Here is a 16,918-nt window from a genome sequence, read left to right as displayed (position 1 = left end):
TAAGGGAAACGCACAAAAATCGCGTTGAAGCCGACATTGCGCCTAGAATAGCTTGCCGGGACCCGAAGAAGACTTGAGTCCACGCGATCGCAGCTAGTGTCTAGGGACCGGAAGTATTTTTCGGCAGCCTGCTAAAGTCCCGGTGATCGATACAGTGACGGGACGCGTTCCGCGACGGTCACCCCATGCCGCCGGCGATCTGGCGCAGTCCGTTGGCGACGGCGATGACGGCCCTGTCATTGCGGCCTTCCGGCAGCATCCAGGCCGTGATCGAAAGGCCGAGCGGCACGGGGCGGTCGAAAGGCGCGATGAGGGCGCCGCTGTTCAGGTGAGGCTGGATCAGCGATTGCCGCCCCATCAGAACGCCGGCGCCGGATAAAGCTTCCTGGACGGCAACCGCATAGAGCGAGAAGCCGGGGCCGGTCGGGATCACCGGGCTGTCGGGCATGGCGGAAGCGGCCCAGATCCGCCAGTCCTGCCAGACCACATCGGAGATGCAGTTGACCGTCGCAAGGTCGGCGGGATCGGCAAGCGCTTCGGCCAATCCAGGGATGCAGACCGGCAGCAGCTGTTCATCCCACAAGGTGATCTTGTCGGGGCCGGGCTCGGCATAGAACAGACACAGATCGAAAGGCGTGCGCTTGAGGTCCGGCGGCTCTTCGAGAGCGGTCACCGAAATATCCACGTCGCGCAACGCGGCGCGCAGATGCAGCAGGCGCGGCGCCAGCCACAGCTGGGCAAGCGCCGGCGAAGTGACGATATGGACTTTACGCGGGGCCGCATGACGCCGTAATTCGCGCACCGCCCCGCCAAGCGCATCGAAGGCGGCGCTGAAGCGGGGAGCGACGCGCTGTCCTAGGGCGGTCAGAGTGACGCCCCTCGCCTGACGGTGAAACAGCTCGGCGCCGAATTCGGCCTCCAGCGCCTTGATCTGCGCGGCCACGGCCCCCGGCGTGACCATCAGCTCATCGGCAGCACGGCGAAAACTGCCGAGCCGGGCGGCGGCCTCAAAGGCGCGCAGCGCATTCAGCGAGGGCAATCTGTCGAACGGCGGCGAGATGGACATGGGGTTGAGGCCTAGATTTTCTGACCCTTCTATCGCCGAAAACTGGTTTGTCGCAAGTCCACGCTCATGAAATCGTGGCTCATGCAGCAACCAAGTCGCGCTGCTTCAAGCAGGGAGCGACGTTCAGCAGGGATGATGACAGCCATGAAGATTTCGGCCATCGAGCTTTACGAATACGACCTGACTTACTCCCATGGGACCTATGTGATGTCCAAGGGCCGCTCGGCGAAACAGCAGCCGTCCAATCTCGTGCGGGTCATCACCGACAGCGGCATCGAAGGCTGGGGCGAGGCCGCGACGCTTTCCGGCAATTATCTGCCGGTCTTTGCCGGCAGCACGCGCGCGGCGCTGCGCGAGCTCGCGCCGCTTTTGATCGGGCAGGATCCGCGTGGAAGTACGCATCTGCAGCGGCTGATGTCCAGCCTCCTGATGGGGCAAGCCAATGCCAAGAACGCCTTCGATGTGGCCTGCTGGGATATTTTCGGCAAATCCGTCGAATTGCCGATCTCGGCGCTGATCGGCGGCGTGCTCAGCACCGAGCTGCCGATCTTCGAGGCCGTTCCGCTGTCCTCGACCGAGGAAAGCCTCGACTATATCGGCAAGCGCAGCGCTGAGGGCATCATGCGCTACCAGATCAAGATCGGCGACGATCCGGTGAAGGACGCCGCGCGCGCCCGCGCCATCGTCAAAGCCTTCCCCGACATCTTCTTCTTCGTCGATGCGAATGCCGGATATACGCTGCTCGAAGCCCAGATCGCCATGCGCGCGCTTGAGGACACGAACCTCTATGTCGAGCAGCCCTGCCGGGACATCGCCGATTGCGCCATGCTGCGCAAGGTTAGCGGGCTGCCGATCGTGCTGGATGAAGCGGTCCTCACCCATGCCGATCTCTATCGCGCCAAATACGAGGTGAGCGCGGCGGCGGTCAACATCAAGCTGGGCCGTCTCGGCGGCATCACGCCGGCGGTTGCCATGCGCAACGCGGCGCAGGATCTCGGCATGCATTTCTGCATCGAGGACGTCTGGGGCGGCGATGTGACGGCGGCGGCGGTGTCACATGTGGCGGCCAGCGCCTTCCCGGAAAATCTGATGCACACCTCGTTCTTCAACGATTGGACGAACGAGCATGTGGCCGGCTATCAGCCGCGCAGCCGCAATGGCCGGGGTGCGGCCCCGACCGGCCCCGGTCTTGGCATCACGGTCGACCGCTCGCTGCTCGACGCGCCCGTGGCCAGCTTTTCCTGAGGGAGACCGCGCCCATGCTCCCTGCTCTCCTGACCTATGAAACAAGCGTCTCCAGGCTGAGCTGGCCCGCTGCAGTCGATGCCTTGCGCCGCGGTCATCAGCTGCCCCGGCCTCAGCAGGGAGACCTGCTGCTCGGCTCGGACGATGCACGGCTGTTGAACCGCGCCGCCCGGATCGAAGGTCTCGGCTTTGCGGTGAAGGCAGACAGCGTCTTTCCCGGCAATGCGCAAAAAGGACTGCCCTCGGTTCAGGGGGCGGTTCTGCTGTTCGATGGCGATTGCGGGGCAGTCCGGGCCGTCATCGATAGCCGGCTGGTCACGCATTACAAGACGGCGGCAGATTCCCTTCTCGGCGCGCAATGCCTGGCGCGCGCGGATAGTCACCACCTGGTGATCCTGGGGGCCGGCGCCGTCGCCGGCACTCTGGCGCGGGCCTATGACGCCGCCTTTCCCGATATCGAGCGCATCTCGATCTGGTCGCGCCGTCCGGAACAGGCCAAGGCGCTTGCCGCCACGCTCGGCGATCTGCGCGCCGAGGTCATGGCCGTTGCCGATGTGGCAGAAGCAGTTCGGGCCGCCGATATCGTTTCGGCTGCAACCATGGCCCGCTCGCCGATCCTTCGGGGCGAATGGGTCCGCCCCGGCACGCATGTCGATCTGATCGGCGCCTTCACGCCCGACATGCGCGAGGCGGATGACACGCTGATCGCCGCCGGGCTCGTCTATGTGGATTTCGTCGAGACGGTGATGGACCGGATCGGGGAGATCATGCAGCCGATCGCCTCCGGCGCCATCGAACGCTCTCATATCAGGGGAGATCTCTACGATCTCGTGGCAGCGGGCACGACAAGCCGCCAGTCCGACGACCAGATCACCGTCTTCAAGAATGGCGGCGGCGCGCATCTCGATCTGATGATGGCGAGCTACGTCGTCGATGCGGTCAATGCTTAGGTCTGCAGCGCAGCCGGCGGTTCAAAAGGGCAGGAAACCGAAGAGGCGCTTGCTTGCGCTCGCCGCCCAGGAGGGCTTCACCGTCCCGGCCGCCAAGGGCGGGCCGGCGGACGGCGCCAGCGGCGATTGATAGAAGCGATTGAGCATCGCGTCACAAACGTAATGTCCCCAATTCGTCAGATACTCCGTTTCCCTGGCGCCGAGGAAATGAAGATAGGTGCCGACGTCGGAGGGAACGACCGAAGATGGCGACAGCGTGTAGGAAGCATAGGGTGTGAGTTCGGCGTCCCTGCTGTCGATCGACCAATAGACGCCGTGCGTTCTTGCGCGCAGAGCCGATTTCGAGGGAGCGTCGAGGCCGAGCAGATCAGCCTGTTTTGCCGCCTTGAAGCCGCCGATCAGGTCTCGCCGCCTCAGCGCCCTCACCTGATTGTCGGTGGTATCGAGCACGCGTTTGAGCTGGCTCAGATAGTTCCAGTATCCGCGGGTGGAAGAGCGCCAAGGGGCGCCGGCGTCGCTGACGAGCAGGCAGTCGCAGCGTTTCAGCGCCGGCTCGATGCCGTGATTGTCGTAAACGCCGCCATCGCTCAGGATTGCCCGGCCGGGAGCAACGGGTTCGCCAACGGTGTCATCGAGTTTTTCCCTCTCCCAGGAAAACTGCGACAGGTCCAATCGCAGCGGTGACAGCACCGGCGGGAATGCAGCCGAGGCGGCGACCGCGGTCGCGAGCGACAATGCCGGATGAAACGACACGCCGATCCGGTAATCCGCGATGTAGCGGTTGGACATCCGAAAGAGCGAACCCGTGCTGAGATTGCTGGAGCAGAAGACGAACCAGGGCGTTTCAGGCAGGTCTTCCAGGCTTGGTGATTTTCCATCGAAGAGATGTCGTTCGTAGAGTTTGGCGGCTTCCTCCGCCGCGCTCGAGAGGGGATTGAACACGCCCTTCAGGAAACTTGGCCCATCCGCAAAGACCTGGCTGAAGGCCAGAATGCGATCCAGATATTCCGTCTTGAAGTTGACGGCGACATCGTTCTCAAAGACCAGCCGCGGCCACACATAGGCGAGCAGGCCGGAGGCGATCGATCCGCCTGAGACCGAGGAGATCATATCGAGCTTCGCCAAAAGACCGGCCTCGTTCAGCCTCGCCAGCGATCCGGCGTGGAAAAGCATCGCCCGATAGCCGCCGCCCGAAAGGCATAGGCCGAGCTGGTAGCGCCCGGCCGGCTTCTCGGGTTCGTCGGATCCAGATAAGACGCTGTTTTCCTCGGGATGCTCGTCGTCTGACATGCTCGGCCTCACTCAGGAATGTGAGTTTCCCAACATTCTTCCTCCGGCCAACTGCCGGTCGCTCGTCTTTGGTCCTGTGTGCTACCTGCTCGTATATCGGCGGGAATTGGCATCGCATTTTTGCCACTCCCAGTTTATTTCGGCTTCGCCTTCATGGCCGTAGCACCAGTCGACGCGGTTGAGCAGCGGACCGAGTTCGTCGCGCCGCTTGCATGCCCGTAGCGTCTCGGCACCCTCCCGATCGACACTCGTGCGGCAGATGTCGTCCAGTCCTGTCCACTGATGGATCAACCGGTCCGGCGCCTTGGCCCCCTTGTCCGTGGTGAGTACCTTTCCGGTCTCGGACTCGATCTGCAGAGAGGCCGTGTTCCACACGAAGGAGAATTCCGCCATGCCGGAGGACGTCTTACCCGTGTCCCTGTTTCCGGCAAACCACTCGACAACTCCCGACATCTCGCATTTTCCGGCACAGCTGGCAGTGACGGAGCCTGGCTTGACACTGTAGATGCGCTGCGGCCAGCGTTGGGCGAAGGTCGCCTTGTCCTTTAGCACGACGTCTTTGTCGACCGGGTTTCCGAAGAAGGAGACCTCGTCGGCATACACGCCCTTCATGAAGGCCAACGCCGAAGCGCTGTCTTTCGACCATTCGTCATTGTATCGGTTGACGAAATCAACCGCCTCCGTGGTCAGGTCGCCGGGTTCGGATGCACCGGCCTCCTCGGAATCGCCGGAGTCTGACGGCATGTCGTCAGGTGCTGCGCTCACCTGCGGCGCGGCGTCAGACGGTGGCGGCGCGCTTTCCTGTGCCGAGGCCATATCCTCGGGCGTGTTGATGTTCCAGTCCCGCATTTCCGCAGCGGTGAGATACCTGATGTCGGAGCTGTCGATCGACAGGCTGAGCTGGAGCAGATTGGGGCTTACCCCCATGTCGGTGAGATAGCCGATGATCTCGCCGGTCATCAATTGAACGGTCGAGACTGCCAGTTTGTTGTCCATGGGGACATCGTCGGATAGGGAAATCCGATGCACGCCGATGGAACCCGGCTCGGCAAACCTTTCAACGCCACCGACGAAGGCGAAGGCGCAGGCCGATGCACATTCCATGGCTCTGATCTGGAGTGTTTTTGCATTCAGCGCGCGGATGGCGCGGCCGAAGCTGATCGCGCTGACCACGTTTCCACCGGGCGAGTCAAAGCTGATGTAGTCCGCTTGGGACTGCTTGTATTCGTCGACAAGCTGCGCCGGATCGTCGGAGAATTCAAACACGCCCTTTATCACCAGACCACGCTCTCCCGGCGCGCCATCCAGGCGCTGGTAGGAAATGGCCGCATGCGCCTCTCCGGCCAGGGCGATGAACGCCAACGACATCGATATCAACGAGACGAATTTCCGCATTCTTCCCCAGCCCTCGAGCACCCTTACTTCTCCTGTCGTCATTCGCAGCATAGCTTGCGCAGGTCTGTATAGCCGGATGATGAAGTCACCTGCTCCGCGAACCCGGTCTCACCGCGACCGGCCGACGCCGATTACGGTCCGAAGAACAACAGCTTCGCAGAGAATGTTGACAGCGCCCCAGCAGCTTAAGATCAATGCACAAGGGCGATCGTCTGGCAAGCGTCACAATCAGAAGTGATAAGACAAGGTAAATGCTGCCCCTTCACAGTTCTGGAGGAATCATAGACGCGTGCAATTGATATCGGCTATGTCGCCTGCACCGATACATTTGACCAGCGAGGCCGTTCGTGACTTCCACCTATGACACCCACGTCCTCGACTTGAGAAACGATCCTGGTTTCTTCGCCCTCCTCACCGAAAGCTACCTGCGCATCACCGGCCGCCGTCTTGTCCAGGACGGGCAAGGGCCGGACTGGCTTTACAATGATGCGCCTTTCGTGGTCCTTGCCCACAATACCCTGCCCGACCCGCGCTTCATCTACGCCAACTGCACGGCGCAGACCTGCTTCGAATACAGCTGGTATGAATTCATCACGCTGCCGTCGCGGCTTTCGGCCGAACAGCCCGATCGCGCCGAGCGCCAGCGGCTGCTCGATGCGGTCACACGCGATGGTTTCGTCGACAACGGACGCGGCCTCAGGGTCGCGAAATCGGGGCGCCGTTTCTGGGTCGACAACTTCACCGTCTGGCAGCTCATCGATGAAGCGGGCAAGCGGCTGGGCCAGGCTGCGATATTCTCTTCATGGCGGGACGCGTAGTTTCTACGGCTTCACGCGGTCGGGGTGCGCCGCCTGAAAGGCAGGGAGTTCGGCGCATCTGGCGTCGATGTCGGTGATGCGGCTGAAAGCGGTCATATCCACTCCCCAGCGGCGGGCATTGTAGAGCTGGGGAACGAGGCAGAGATCCGCCATCGTCGGCTTGTCGCCAAAGCTGAATTTCCCGCCGGTTTCGCCGATCATGACGTCCAGTTTGCGAAGCCCGTCGCCGATGAAATGCTTCATCCATCCCTCGCGGGCATCGGCCTTTTCCGTCAGCGTCATGAGATGCGAGACGACATGCAGGTTGCAGATCGGATGGATGTCCATGGCGACCGCATAGGCCAGGGCGCGGACTTTCTGGCGATCGGCGCTACCCAATGGCAGCAATCCGCATTCCGGGCGAAGCTCGGCCAGATATTCGATGATGGCAAGCGACTGCGTCAGTGTTTGCCCATCGATCACCAATGTCGGCACGAGCCCTTGCGGGTTGAGCGCGAGATAGTCCGGCATTCTGTGCGCAGCGTCCAACAGGTTGATCGGCACGGTCCGATGGTCGACGCCCAAGAGATTGAGCGCGATGCGGACGCGGTAGCTCGCCGATGATCGCCAATAATCGTAGAGAACCACCTCGTTCATCGCGGCTCGGCTCCCTCGTATTTTCCGACCGTCTGCTCGATCGCCCCGAAGATCGAATGGCCGGCCTGATCCTTCATCTCGATGCGGACCTGGTCGCCGAACCTCATGAAGGGCGTCTTCGGCGATCCGCTCTCGATCGCCTCGATCATCCTCAGTTCGGCAATGCAGGAATAGCCGTCTCCCCCCTCTCCCACCGGCTTGCCGGGACCATCGTCCAGCTTGTTGGAAACCGTGCCGGAGCCGACGATCGTCCCGGCCAGGAGATGGCGGGTTTTGGCGGCATGGGCGATCAGCTGGCCGAAATCGAATGTCATGTCGATGCCGGCATTCGGCTTGCCGAACGGTCTGCCGTTCAAGCTCACCAGCAGCGGCAGATGCAGCTTGCCGCCATCCCAGGCGTCTTCGAGTTCGTCCGGCGTCACCGCGACCGGCGAGAATGCCGAGGCCGGCTTGGACTGGAAGAAACCAAAGCCTTTCGCCAGTTCGTCCGGGATCAGGCCGCGCAGCGACACGTCGTTGACGAGCATCACCAGGCGGATGGCGCCGCGGGCGGCTTCGGGGTTCGCCCCCATGGCGACGTCGCCGGTGATGACGGCGACCTCGCCCTCCATGTCGATCCCATAGGCCTCATCCGCCACGACGATCGGCTCTCGCGGCGCAAGGAAACCGTCCGAGCCGCCTTGATACATCAGCGGATCGGTCCAGAAGCTTGCCGGCATCTCGGCGCCGCGCGCCCTGCGCACCAGTTCGACATGGTTGACGTAGGCAGAACCGTCCGCCCATTGGTAGGCTCGCGGCAAAGGCGATGCGGCGTCATGTTCGTGAAAGCGGATCGTCGGCTGCGCGCCGGTCTCGATGCCTTCGGCAATCAATGCCAGTCTCGGCGCCACATGCTCCCAGTCATCGAGCGCGGCCTGCAGGGTGCGGGCGATGTGGCCGACCTCCGAACAGCGGGTCAGATCGCGGGAAACGACGACGAGCCGGCCGTCCCGGGTGGAGTCCTTCAAGGTCGCAAGTTTCATGTCCGAACTCCCGTGCCGGAGGGTGCCGTATCAGAGGGTGGTCTATCAGAGAATTCTGGGCCGATCTTCATTTGATGCCGGGGGTGCCGTCGAATTTGCGCTCCAGGCCGTCCCAGCATTCGAGGTAATCCTCCTGCAGCGTTTCGAGCTCGGCTGCATATTTCGTCAGTTGCTGCGGGTAGCGGGTCTCGAACATGAAGGCCATGGTATGATCAAGCTTCACCGGCTTGAGCTCGGCATTGGATGCCTTTTCGAAGGCGAGCGCATCCGGCCCGTGGGGCAGCATCATGTTGTGCAGGCTCATGCCGCCCGGAACGAAGCCCTCCTCCTTGGCGTCGTACTGGCCATGGATCAGGCCCATGAACTCGCTCATGATATTGCGGTGATACCAGGGCGGACGGAACGTGTGGTCGGCGACCAGCCAGCGCGGCGGAAAGATCACGAAATCGACATTCGCCGTGCCGGCATCTTCGGTCGGCGCCGTCAGCACCGAGAAGATCGACGGATCGGGATGATCGAAGCTGATGGCGCCGACCGGCGAAAACGTCCGCAAATCATATTTGTAGGGCGCATAGTTGCCGTGCCAGGCAACCACATCCAGCGGCGAATGGCCGATTTCGGTGACATAGAATTTTCCGCACCATTTCACATGCACGCGGCAGGGCTCTTCCTTGTCCTCGAAAGCGGCGACAGGCGTCTTGAAGTCACGTGGATTTGCCAGGCAGTTGGCGCCGATCGGTCCGCGATCCGGCAGGGTGAATTTGGCGCCATAATTCTCACAGATATAACCACGCCAGACCGCCTGCTCGCCGCTCTTGAGAATCTTGAACATCATGCCGCGGGGGATGAGGCAGATTTCCAGCGGCTCGACATCCATGATGCCCATTTCGGTGAACACTCTGATGGCGCCGAGCTGCGGCACGATCAGCAGTTCGCCGTCGGCATTGAAGAAATAGTCGTCGACCATGTCCTCATTGAAGACATAGGCATGCGCCGACATGCCGACCTGGGTTGCGGCATCGCCTGCCGTGGTGATCGTCCGCACCCCTTGCAGAAAATTCAGCTTCTCGGTGGGAGCAGGCAGCGGATCCCAGCGGAGCTGGCCGAGCGGCAGCGAATGCTCGTCCAGGCAAGGCGCGGTTTTCCAGAGCGGATAGGATGCGTTCGAGAAGCGGCGCGTGTGACGCACGCTCGGGCGAATGCGATACAGCCAGGACCGTTCATTCGTCCCGCGCGGCGCGGTGAAGGGCGAGCCGGAAAGCTGCTCGGCATAAAGACCGTAATTGCATTTCTGCGGGCTGTTCTGGCCCTGCGGCAAAGCGCCGGGCAGCGACTCCGTCTCGAAGTCGTTGCCGAAGCCCGGCATATATTTCAGTCTGCCTGCCGTCGCCGCTTCCGCGTCGGCAGCCTGGATCGATGTCTGGTCCATGTCACTCCTCCCAGAACTCTGCAACGCGCAGAGTTTACTCCGCTGCCGTGCCGATGACACCACGCTTGATCTGATCGGCCTCGATCGACTCGAACAGAGCCCGGAAATTGCCCTCGCCGAAGCCCTCGTCGCCCTTGCGCTGGATGAATTCGAAGAAGATCGGGCCGATCACGGTCTTGGAGAAGATCTGCAGCAGGATTTTCGTCATGCCGCCATTCACCACGCCTTCGCCGTCGATGAGGATACCGTGCTTCTTCATGCGCTCGACCGGTTCGCTATGGCCGTTCACGCGTTCATAGGACATGTCGTAATAGGTCGCGGGAGGCCCCGGCATGAAGCGCAAGCCGTTGTCGGCAAGCCTGTCGGTCGCTTCGTAGATCTCTTCCGTTCCGACGGCGATGTGCTGGATGCCCTCGCCCCGGTACTTCTTCAGATATTCCTCGATCTGGCTGGTGTCGTCCTTCGATTCATTCAGCGGAATGCGGATCTTGCCGCAGGGCGAGGTGATGGCGCGGCTCACCAGACCGGTGATGCGCCCGTCAATATCGAAGAAGTGGATCTGCTTGAAATTGAACAGGTTGCGGTAGAAATCCCACCACTTGTCCATGTTGCCGCGGAAGACATTGTGGGTGAGATGGTCGAGGTAATAAAAGCCGATCCCTTGGGGACGCGGGTTGCGCTCGCCCAGCCAATCGAACTCGGCATCGTAGGCCGATCCCTTGGCGCCATAGGTCTCGACGAAATAAAGCAGCGAGCCGCCGATGCCGACGATCGCCGGAGCATCGAGCATCTTGTCGTCGCCTTCATAGGGAACAGCGCCTTTCGACACCGCGTGGTCGAAAGCGTGTTTGGCGTCGACGACGCGCCAGGCCATCGAAGCAGCGCAGGGACCGTGCTTTTCGACGAAGCGGGCGGCGTGACTGCCCGGTTCGGCGTTGACGACATAGTTGATATCGCCCTGGCGCCAGACGGTGATGTCCTTCGTCTTGTGCCTGGCGACGGCGAGGTAGCCCATGCGTGTGAAAAGTTCGCCGAGTTTCTCGGGTTCGGGATGAGCGAATTCGACGAATTCGAAGCCATCGGTGCCAGCCGGATTGTCGGCGGTGATTTCCGACGGCGGCGCATCATGCGGAAACGGGCCCATTTTCCTTCCTCCAGAGGAGATTGCATTTTCTATGCAAACTATGGCCCAAAACGCATGCAAAGTTCTTGCATTCTTCATGTCCAGGGAAGAGATTACGCACGATCCGTGAGTGTTTTGGAGATTTTGCGCAATGGATGAACCGCTTGATAAATTGGATTTGCGTCTGCTCCAGGAACTTCAGAAGGACGGCCGGCTGACGAACAACGAATTGGGCGAGCGGATCGCGCTTTCGCCGTCGCAATGCTCGCGCCGGCGGACGAGACTGGAGACCGAGGGCTATATCCGCAGCTACCGCGCTCACCTCGATCGGGAAAAACTCGGGCTTGATATGCTGGTGGTCATTTCCGTGACGCTTGCCACCCACAACAGAGACAATGCCCGCCGATTTTCGCAATTGATCAATGGGCTGCCCGAAGTTCTAGAGGCCTATGCTCTCACCGGCGAAATGGACTATCACCTGACGGTCGCGACCCGCGGGCTCGCCGACCTTTCAAAGTTCGTCAACGACGTGTTGTTGCCGCACGAGTCGGTGCAGCACGTGAAAACGTCGATCGTACTCGACACGCTGAAGACATTCGAAGGCTTTCCGGTACTCATGCCGGGTCACGGGCATGGCGACACACGATGATTCCGGCGGCATCGCCGGGCATCTGGATTGGAGCGGTTCAGATTTTCACGGAAGCGCCGAACCGCTCTAACTTTTTGTTTTTACGCATTCCGGACGGAAAACCGCTTAGCACTTTTCCTGGAATTGCTTTAGAGCGGCAGTTCGGTCGAGAATTTCAGCTCGCGCAGCACGAAGCTCGAGACGACCGTGCGCACATGCGGGTTGCGCATGAGGTAGCGGGTCATGAAGGCTTCGTAGCTTTCCACGTCCCTCGCCCGGATCTTCAGCATATAATCGAAGGCGCCTGACAAGGCGTAGCACTCCATGATCTCCGGCTGGGCCAGCACAACGGAAGCGAAAGAGGCGACCGCCTCCTCGTGGTGATCCTCGAGCGTCACATGGGCGATCACGCAGAGTTTGAGATCGAGTTTGCCGGGATCGAGCAGCGTCACCCGCTTGCGGATGACGCCGTCGGCTTCCAGTTCCTGGATCTTCCGCCAGGCAGAACTCTGCGACATGCCCGCTTTTTCCGCCAGGTCTGCCAGCGACAGACTGCCATCGGCCTGGACGAGCTTCAGAAGGGTGCGCTGGAAATTCCCAGATTCTTTCATTTTGGACATCACATTCGGGAATATTTGCCATCACTATGGCAATAGCCGGCACGAAAGAAAAGAAAATCCTCCTGAAATGGCGGATAATCGGAGAAACAGAGCCATGACTGGGAGGATCAGCAGATGGTCAAGGAAAGCAGCTACACCGCCAAACTGCCCGGCCCGGACGGCCTCTATGATTATAGCCCTGATGAAGATGCGATTTGGGGCGAACTCTATCGGCGGCAGATGAAGATCCTGGCCGATGCGGCCTGCCGCGAATATCTCGACGGCGTCAAACTGCTGGGCCTCAGGCCGGACAAGGTGCCTCAGCTTCTCGATGTGAACAGGCGCCTGAACGAGACCACCGGCTTCGGCGTCGAAGGCGTGCCGGCGCTCATTCCGCCCTCACGCTTTTATGAACTTCTGTCGCAAGGCAAATTCCCGCTCGCCACCTTCCTGCGCCGCCGCGAGCATATCGACTATATCGAGGAACCGGACCTGTTCCACGAGGTCTTCGGCCACTGCCCGCTGTTGACCAACCAGAGCTATGCCAATTTCGTCCGCCATTTCGGCGAAACCGCCGTTCGGCTCGGCAAGGGCTATTCCTGGCACCTGTTCCGGATCTTCTGGTTCACCGTCGAATTCGGGCTGATCAACACGCCTGACGGCCGCCGCTGCTTCGGCGCCGGCATCGTCTCCTCGCCCAGCGAAGCCAAGGCGGCCATGGAGGGCACTGCCTGCGAATTTCGCCCGTTCGATCTGCTGAGCGTGCTCAGAACCCCTTACCGGATCGATATCCTCCAGCCGATCTATTATGTCATCGACAGCTTCGCCGATCTGGAAGCGATCGTGGAGACGGATATCGAGGGCACTATCCTCAAAGCGAAATCGCTCGGCGATTTCGCCCCTGCTTTCGAAGCCAAAGCGTCGTGATCCGCTGACGAGAAGGCAACGCCAGCCGCAACCCTTATTTCGGGGCGGCGGCACTTCGATTGACGAAATCCACCAGCACACCCGGCTTGACCATGCCGGCCAGCTCTTCGGCGTCCCAGTTGGTCAGCCGCACGCAACCATGCGAGCCAACCTTGTCGATGAGCTTCGGCTCGGGTGTCCCGTGGATTCCGTAGGTCGGCTCGGTCAGGTCGATCCAGACGGTGCCGACCGGGCCGTTCGGTCCTTTCGGAATGGTCAGGACGCGATCGTTCTTTCCCTGCTTGAAGTTCAGCTTCGGGTCATATCGGTAGACCGGCATTTTCGCGACGCCCTTGACCTTGTGTTTTCCCGACGGCGCCGGATTGTCCTGGCTTCCGATCGTCGCGGGATAGACGGCAAGCAGCGCTCCGTCCCCGGCATAGGCCAGCACCTGCCCCGCCTTTCGGTCAGCCTCGATCCTCTTGACCTTTCCTTGCCTCGCAACACCGGGGTTCACCACCCATACCGTATCGCCGGGAGAAAACTGCGAAGCCGGGTTGAGCGCATTGACGAGATCGATACCCATGTGGAAGCGCTCGGACAGCTTCTCGGCAACGCTGGTATAGCCGAGACTCTGCATCTTTGCCTTGTCGCCATAGTCTTCGGGGATCCTGTCGACGAGACCCTTGGCATCCTCTGCCGAGACGACGTAGCTCTCGACGATCGGGGCATTATCTTCCAGGCGGGAGGCAACGTCCGGATCCACCCTGCCATCGACGGGAAGCTTGTTCATCGCCTCGAAACCGGCCACCGCCTTATTGACGTTGTCGCCGGAGAGGCCATCGATCACGCCCGGAGATGCGCCGGCACGATCGAGCAGGACCTGAAGGCGGACGACCGCCGGATCCGGATCTGCGGGCGCAGACTTTTCTGTCCCGATAGAGGCAATCGAAGCTGCGTTGATGATATCCGGTTGAAGTTCCCGCGCGGCAGCACCGCCAACGGAAATGGTGAAAGCGAGCAGCGACATCGGCAGGACTTTTTTCATGGACGACAAATGGCTGGCGACGCAACTTGTTCCACTGGGCAAGAGTGCCCGGTCACGGCGTCTTTGCACGCCTCCTGGCTTCACGCGATCGTGCCATTCGGCGAGCGGGCCTCAGTTCCTCGATCGTCGGCAGCCACCACGCCGCGTCCCCACCTGGAGACATCTTCGCAGGCCAGGTGCGGACCAGTTCTTCGTGCGTCGGCAGCCGCCAATATCCCCAGACGTGATCCTCGGTCAAATCAGGATAGACGTCGGCAACGACGTCCGGGGCGACCAGTTCGCCTGTTATCTCGGTGAAGACGACGATCCCATGGGTAATGGCGACCGGCCGCCCGATCGGCGGCAGATCGTGGCCGAGAAGCGGGTAACGGCGGCGCTTTCGTTCCGCGGAGCGGAGCCTGCTGCGAATGTCCTCTTCGCTCCCCTTACGCTCCTTGGCCCGCCGCCGTCTCTCCTCCGGCTCGTTTCTGCGGGCGGCCGCTTCGATATCGGGCCAGCGGCGTCTCAGATCCTCATAGGATCGGAAGGGAACGTGCCATATCCTGAGATCGCCGTCCCAGCGGGAGAATGGCACCTCGCGCAATTCGTCGACGACCGTCTTCGAATAGGGCGTTCGGATTCGAAAGCCTGCCTTGCCGAGTTGAAGATAGGGACTGTCGATCGGATCGAAGGCGAAGGCGTCGCGTCCCTTCGCATCCGCATGGGCATCGGCCTCGGCTTCCAGCTCGGCAAGCCATCGTCCGATGCGGCGGGACGCCGTCCGGCCGGGAACGAACCAAGCCTTGCGGTCGTCGTTCCAGCGGGCTCGGGGAAATCGCCTTCGGAACTGTTCGACAGTCATCCTGTCGTAAGGGAAGGCAATGTCGGCGCCGGGCTTTGCGTCGTCCTCGCCGGGCGACGCCTCGTCGTGATCAGCCGGGGATTTCGTTTCGATCATCGAAGGAGAACGCTCTCGCAACGGAAACGGTTTCCACTGCGGCAGTCGATGCGATCGCGGAGGCCACAGCCGCGACAAGATCGCAGGGCAAACGCTTCTCAGTGAATGGTTCTCGTCGACTTCTCCGGATGCGAGATGTTCTGGAGCGTCGCCATAAGCTTTTCGAATTCGCTCAGGACACGATTGAACTCGACGTCCTGCATATTGGCGATTTCCGATATCGTCGAGGAAACGGATGCGATGAGCCTGTCGATCCAGACACAGCGGTCGGCCGGCACGTTGCCGAGAACCTCCTGCCGATGCGTCTTCAACTCGCGGAGGATGCGAATGATCAGCACTCCCCGCTCGGTCCTGCTCAAGAACCGCAGCCTTGTCTGCGCCCGTTGAATTTCGGTTATCAGCGCCGTCGCCATCCCCTGCTCTCCGACCCAATGCAACCGAATATCACAACCGCAGCGTTTGTAATACGGACTTTGGTCTGACTGCAACTCAGCGCGATATCAGACATCGGCTAAGTCAATTATTCCCAGCGATGACGAGCGGTGTTTCGCAGCTGCGCCGCGGCCCGTCCCATGGTTGATAAGTGTTGTCTGCCGGTCGATACGACCTGTAGCGAGCGGCGCACCAGGCTGCCGCCTGAGCATTCACTTTCGTGCCGGCCTCCCCTTCGAACTCGGCGAGATCCGACTCGTATGGCGAAGAGCAGGCGCGGATTTCGCCGCTATAGGATCGATAGCTGTTGGTCGAGGGATCGAAGGAGCGATAGTGCTGCGTGCACCAGGCAAGGTGTTCGGCCGAAAATTTCGGCTGTGGTGTCTGAAGTGCGGTCGATATGCCGGCGGGCTCCGGCTTCGTCTTTGCCGTCACCATGGCCGGCGCCTCGGTGACATAGCTGGAATAGAGAGGCGCAATCCGTTCATAATCCTGCTGCCGCGGATCGACTTTCACCGGCTCCGTCGTCCAGAGATCGGGGCCGGCAAGGTCCCGGAGGCCATGAGGCTCGGAATCCGCCACGACGTGGGAGGCAACGGAGGCGGCGGCGATGCAGGCCCCGACCGAACTGACGATGCCGAAGGCTGCGGATACGAGCGCGTTCATTTTCCCGCCCCCTGTTGTCGAGCCGGGGGAAGCCAGACGCGACCGGCACTGCCATGCTGGCCGGCGGTGGCGACGAGCGCGGCGAGAATGCCGGCGATGGCCAGCAGGATGGCGATCACCGGCACGGCCAGTCCACCGGATTTCTCTTCGGAATAGATCATGTTCCTCTCCTCGGCGCTTGTCCTGGTTTTCATGATCATCTCTGCTTAAGCCGCACGGCGACGTTGCCGGCCGCCGTGCGGCTGGTATCAAACTCTGAGCGATGATCTCAGGAAGGAAAACGCGGCAGGGGCCGCGTGGAGAATCAGGTCACTTGATGACCTGGATCACCTTGCGTGACGACGGTTCGACGATGACGCGTTGATCGTTGACCACTGCATAGGCATAGGTCGGATCATCCGGAATAGGCGTTACGACAACCGTTTCCGGCAGCGGTTGGCCGACAACGATCTTTTCCTTCACGACCACGCGGGCGGACGGCGCCCGAGCCTCGCGGACATAGGTGACGACCTTTTGCGGCGGCGGATCGATTGCCGTGCCGACGACTGCGCCGGCTACGCCGCCGACAGCAGCGCCAACAGGCCCGCCGACGATCGCCCCGGTGACCGCTCCACCCGCCGCACCATTGACGGTCGAGGACTGGGCGAACGCGACGCCTGATATCAGCGTCACGGCTGCCGCGCTTACGATAAGCCTAGAGAGCATTTTCTCCTCCTTGTGTTTGAGGC

The 16,918-nt window shown here is 61.3% G+C and carries 19 protein-coding genes; 5 read left to right on the top strand and 14 right to left on the bottom strand.

All coding sequences use genetic code 11. The features are described 5' to 3' along the window. Nucleotides 1-178 precede the first annotated feature (178 nt). Nucleotides 179-1,066, bottom strand: coding sequence for a LysR family transcriptional regulator (locus tag RHEC894_RS08705; protein ID WP_010069022.1), 888 nt, complete (start codon nt 1,064-1,066; stop codon nt 179-181). A gap of 144 nt (nt 1,067-1,210) precedes the next feature. Between RHEC894_RS08705 and RHEC894_RS08700 the strand changes: the two genes are divergently transcribed. After that, nucleotides 1,211-2,311: a mandelate racemase/muconate lactonizing enzyme family protein gene (locus RHEC894_RS08700; RefSeq protein WP_164517674.1), complete on the top strand. Its 1,101-nt coding sequence runs from the start codon at nt 1,211-1,213 to the stop codon at nt 2,309-2,311. Between the two features lie 14 nt (nt 2,312-2,325). Then, the gene (locus tag RHEC894_RS08695; RefSeq protein WP_085736965.1) at nt 2,326-3,261 is read left to right on the top strand and encodes an NAD(P)-binding domain-containing protein; all 936 of its coding nucleotides are present in this window, start codon (nt 2,326-2,328) and stop codon (nt 3,259-3,261) included. Nucleotides 3,262-3,282: 21 nt separating this feature from the next. On the opposite strand, the gene RHEC894_RS08690 is transcribed toward RHEC894_RS08695, so the two are convergent. Continuing rightward, nucleotides 3,283-4,551, bottom strand: coding sequence for a patatin-like phospholipase family protein (locus RHEC894_RS08690; RefSeq protein WP_085736964.1), 1,269 nt, complete (start codon nt 4,549-4,551; stop codon nt 3,283-3,285). An 81-nt stretch (nt 4,552-4,632) separates the two neighbouring features. Further along, nucleotides 4,633-5,967, bottom strand: a complete 1,335-nt coding sequence (locus RHEC894_RS08685; RefSeq protein ID WP_085736963.1) for a hypothetical protein — start codon at nt 5,965-5,967, stop codon at nt 4,633-4,635. A 326-nt stretch (nt 5,968-6,293) separates the two neighbouring features. Here RHEC894_RS08685 and RHEC894_RS08680 point away from each other — a divergent pair, with 326 nt between their 5' ends. Next, complete coding sequence (locus RHEC894_RS08680) at nt 6,294-6,764, top strand: MEKHLA domain-containing protein (RefSeq protein WP_010066660.1); 471 nt, start codon at nt 6,294-6,296, stop codon at nt 6,762-6,764. Between the two features lie 3 nt (nt 6,765-6,767). On the opposite strand, the gene maiA is transcribed toward RHEC894_RS08680, so the two are convergent. From maiA to hppD, 4 genes are all read right to left on the bottom strand, one after another. After that, complete coding sequence (gene maiA / locus RHEC894_RS08675) at nt 6,768-7,400, bottom strand: maleylacetoacetate isomerase (RefSeq protein WP_085736962.1); 633 nt, start codon at nt 7,398-7,400, stop codon at nt 6,768-6,770. Continuing rightward, on the bottom strand, nt 7,397-8,422 hold the full coding sequence (locus RHEC894_RS08670) for a fumarylacetoacetate hydrolase family protein (RefSeq protein ID WP_085736961.1): 1,026 nt from the start codon (nt 8,420-8,422) through the stop codon (nt 7,397-7,399). Before RHEC894_RS08670 ends, maiA begins: the two co-directional genes overlap by 4 nt. Nucleotides 8,423-8,489: 67 nt before the next feature. Beyond that, a complete protein-coding gene (gene hmgA, locus RHEC894_RS08665; RefSeq protein WP_085736960.1) occupies nt 8,490-9,851 on the bottom strand; it encodes a homogentisate 1,2-dioxygenase in 1,362 nt (453 codons plus the stop codon). 34 nt (nt 9,852-9,885) lie between these two features. Beyond that, the gene (gene hppD, locus RHEC894_RS08660) at nt 9,886-10,995 is read right to left on the bottom strand and encodes a 4-hydroxyphenylpyruvate dioxygenase (protein ID WP_010068304.1); all 1,110 of its coding nucleotides are present in this window, start codon (nt 10,993-10,995) and stop codon (nt 9,886-9,888) included. A 130-nt stretch (nt 10,996-11,125) separates the two neighbouring features. Between hppD and RHEC894_RS08655 the strand changes: the two genes are divergently transcribed. Continuing rightward, on the top strand, nt 11,126-11,623 hold the full coding sequence (locus tag RHEC894_RS08655; protein WP_085736959.1) for an Lrp/AsnC family transcriptional regulator: 498 nt from the start codon (nt 11,126-11,128) through the stop codon (nt 11,621-11,623). A 128-nt stretch (nt 11,624-11,751) separates the two neighbouring features. On the opposite strand, the gene RHEC894_RS08650 is transcribed toward RHEC894_RS08655, so the two are convergent. Beyond that, nucleotides 11,752-12,213 carry an Lrp/AsnC family transcriptional regulator gene (locus RHEC894_RS08650; protein ID WP_085738907.1) on the bottom strand — a complete coding sequence of 154 codons (462 nt, stop codon included), beginning with the start codon at nt 12,211-12,213 and terminating at the stop codon, nt 11,752-11,754. Between the two features lie 123 nt (nt 12,214-12,336). On the opposite strand from RHEC894_RS08650, the gene RHEC894_RS08645 reads away from it, so the two are divergent. Further along, nucleotides 12,337-13,128, top strand: coding sequence for a phenylalanine 4-monooxygenase (locus RHEC894_RS08645; RefSeq protein WP_085736958.1), 792 nt, complete (start codon nt 12,337-12,339; stop codon nt 13,126-13,128). A 34-nt stretch (nt 13,129-13,162) separates the two neighbouring features. Here the strand turns inward: RHEC894_RS08645 and RHEC894_RS08640 are convergent, their stop codons facing one another. The 6 genes from RHEC894_RS08640 to RHEC894_RS08620 all read right to left on the bottom strand — a co-directional run bounded on the left by RHEC894_RS08640 (nt 13,163) and on the right by RHEC894_RS08620 (nt 16,895). After that, nucleotides 13,163-14,164: a L,D-transpeptidase gene (locus tag RHEC894_RS08640; protein WP_085736957.1), complete on the bottom strand. Its 1,002-nt coding sequence runs from the start codon at nt 14,162-14,164 to the stop codon at nt 13,163-13,165. A 43-nt stretch (nt 14,165-14,207) separates the two neighbouring features. Further along, entirely contained in the window at nt 14,208-15,092 is an 885-nt protein-coding gene (locus RHEC894_RS08635; protein WP_085736956.1) for a hypothetical protein, read from the bottom strand. Nucleotides 15,093-15,190: 98 nt separating this feature from the next. Further along, complete coding sequence (locus RHEC894_RS08630; RefSeq protein ID WP_085736955.1) at nt 15,191-15,505, bottom strand: hypothetical protein; 315 nt, start codon at nt 15,503-15,505, stop codon at nt 15,191-15,193. 103 nt (nt 15,506-15,608) lie between these two features. After that, entirely contained in the window at nt 15,609-16,190 is a 582-nt protein-coding gene (locus tag RHEC894_RS08625; protein ID WP_010067938.1) for a BA14K family protein, read from the bottom strand. Continuing rightward, nucleotides 16,187-16,384, bottom strand: coding sequence for a hypothetical protein (locus RHEC894_RS32345; RefSeq protein WP_010067937.1), 198 nt, complete (start codon nt 16,382-16,384; stop codon nt 16,187-16,189). Before RHEC894_RS32345 ends, RHEC894_RS08625 begins: the two co-directional genes overlap by 4 nt. A gap of 115 nt (nt 16,385-16,499) precedes the next feature. After that, nucleotides 16,500-16,895, bottom strand: a complete 396-nt coding sequence (locus RHEC894_RS08620; protein ID WP_085736954.1) for a DUF1236 domain-containing protein — start codon at nt 16,893-16,895, stop codon at nt 16,500-16,502. Between the last annotated feature and the right edge of the window lie 23 nt (nt 16,896-16,918).

This window comes from Rhizobium sp. CIAT894 (assembly GCF_000172795.2).
Classification (GTDB): Bacteria; Pseudomonadota; Alphaproteobacteria; order Rhizobiales; family Rhizobiaceae; genus Rhizobium.
This window is presented reverse-complemented; position numbering and strand designations above follow the sequence as displayed.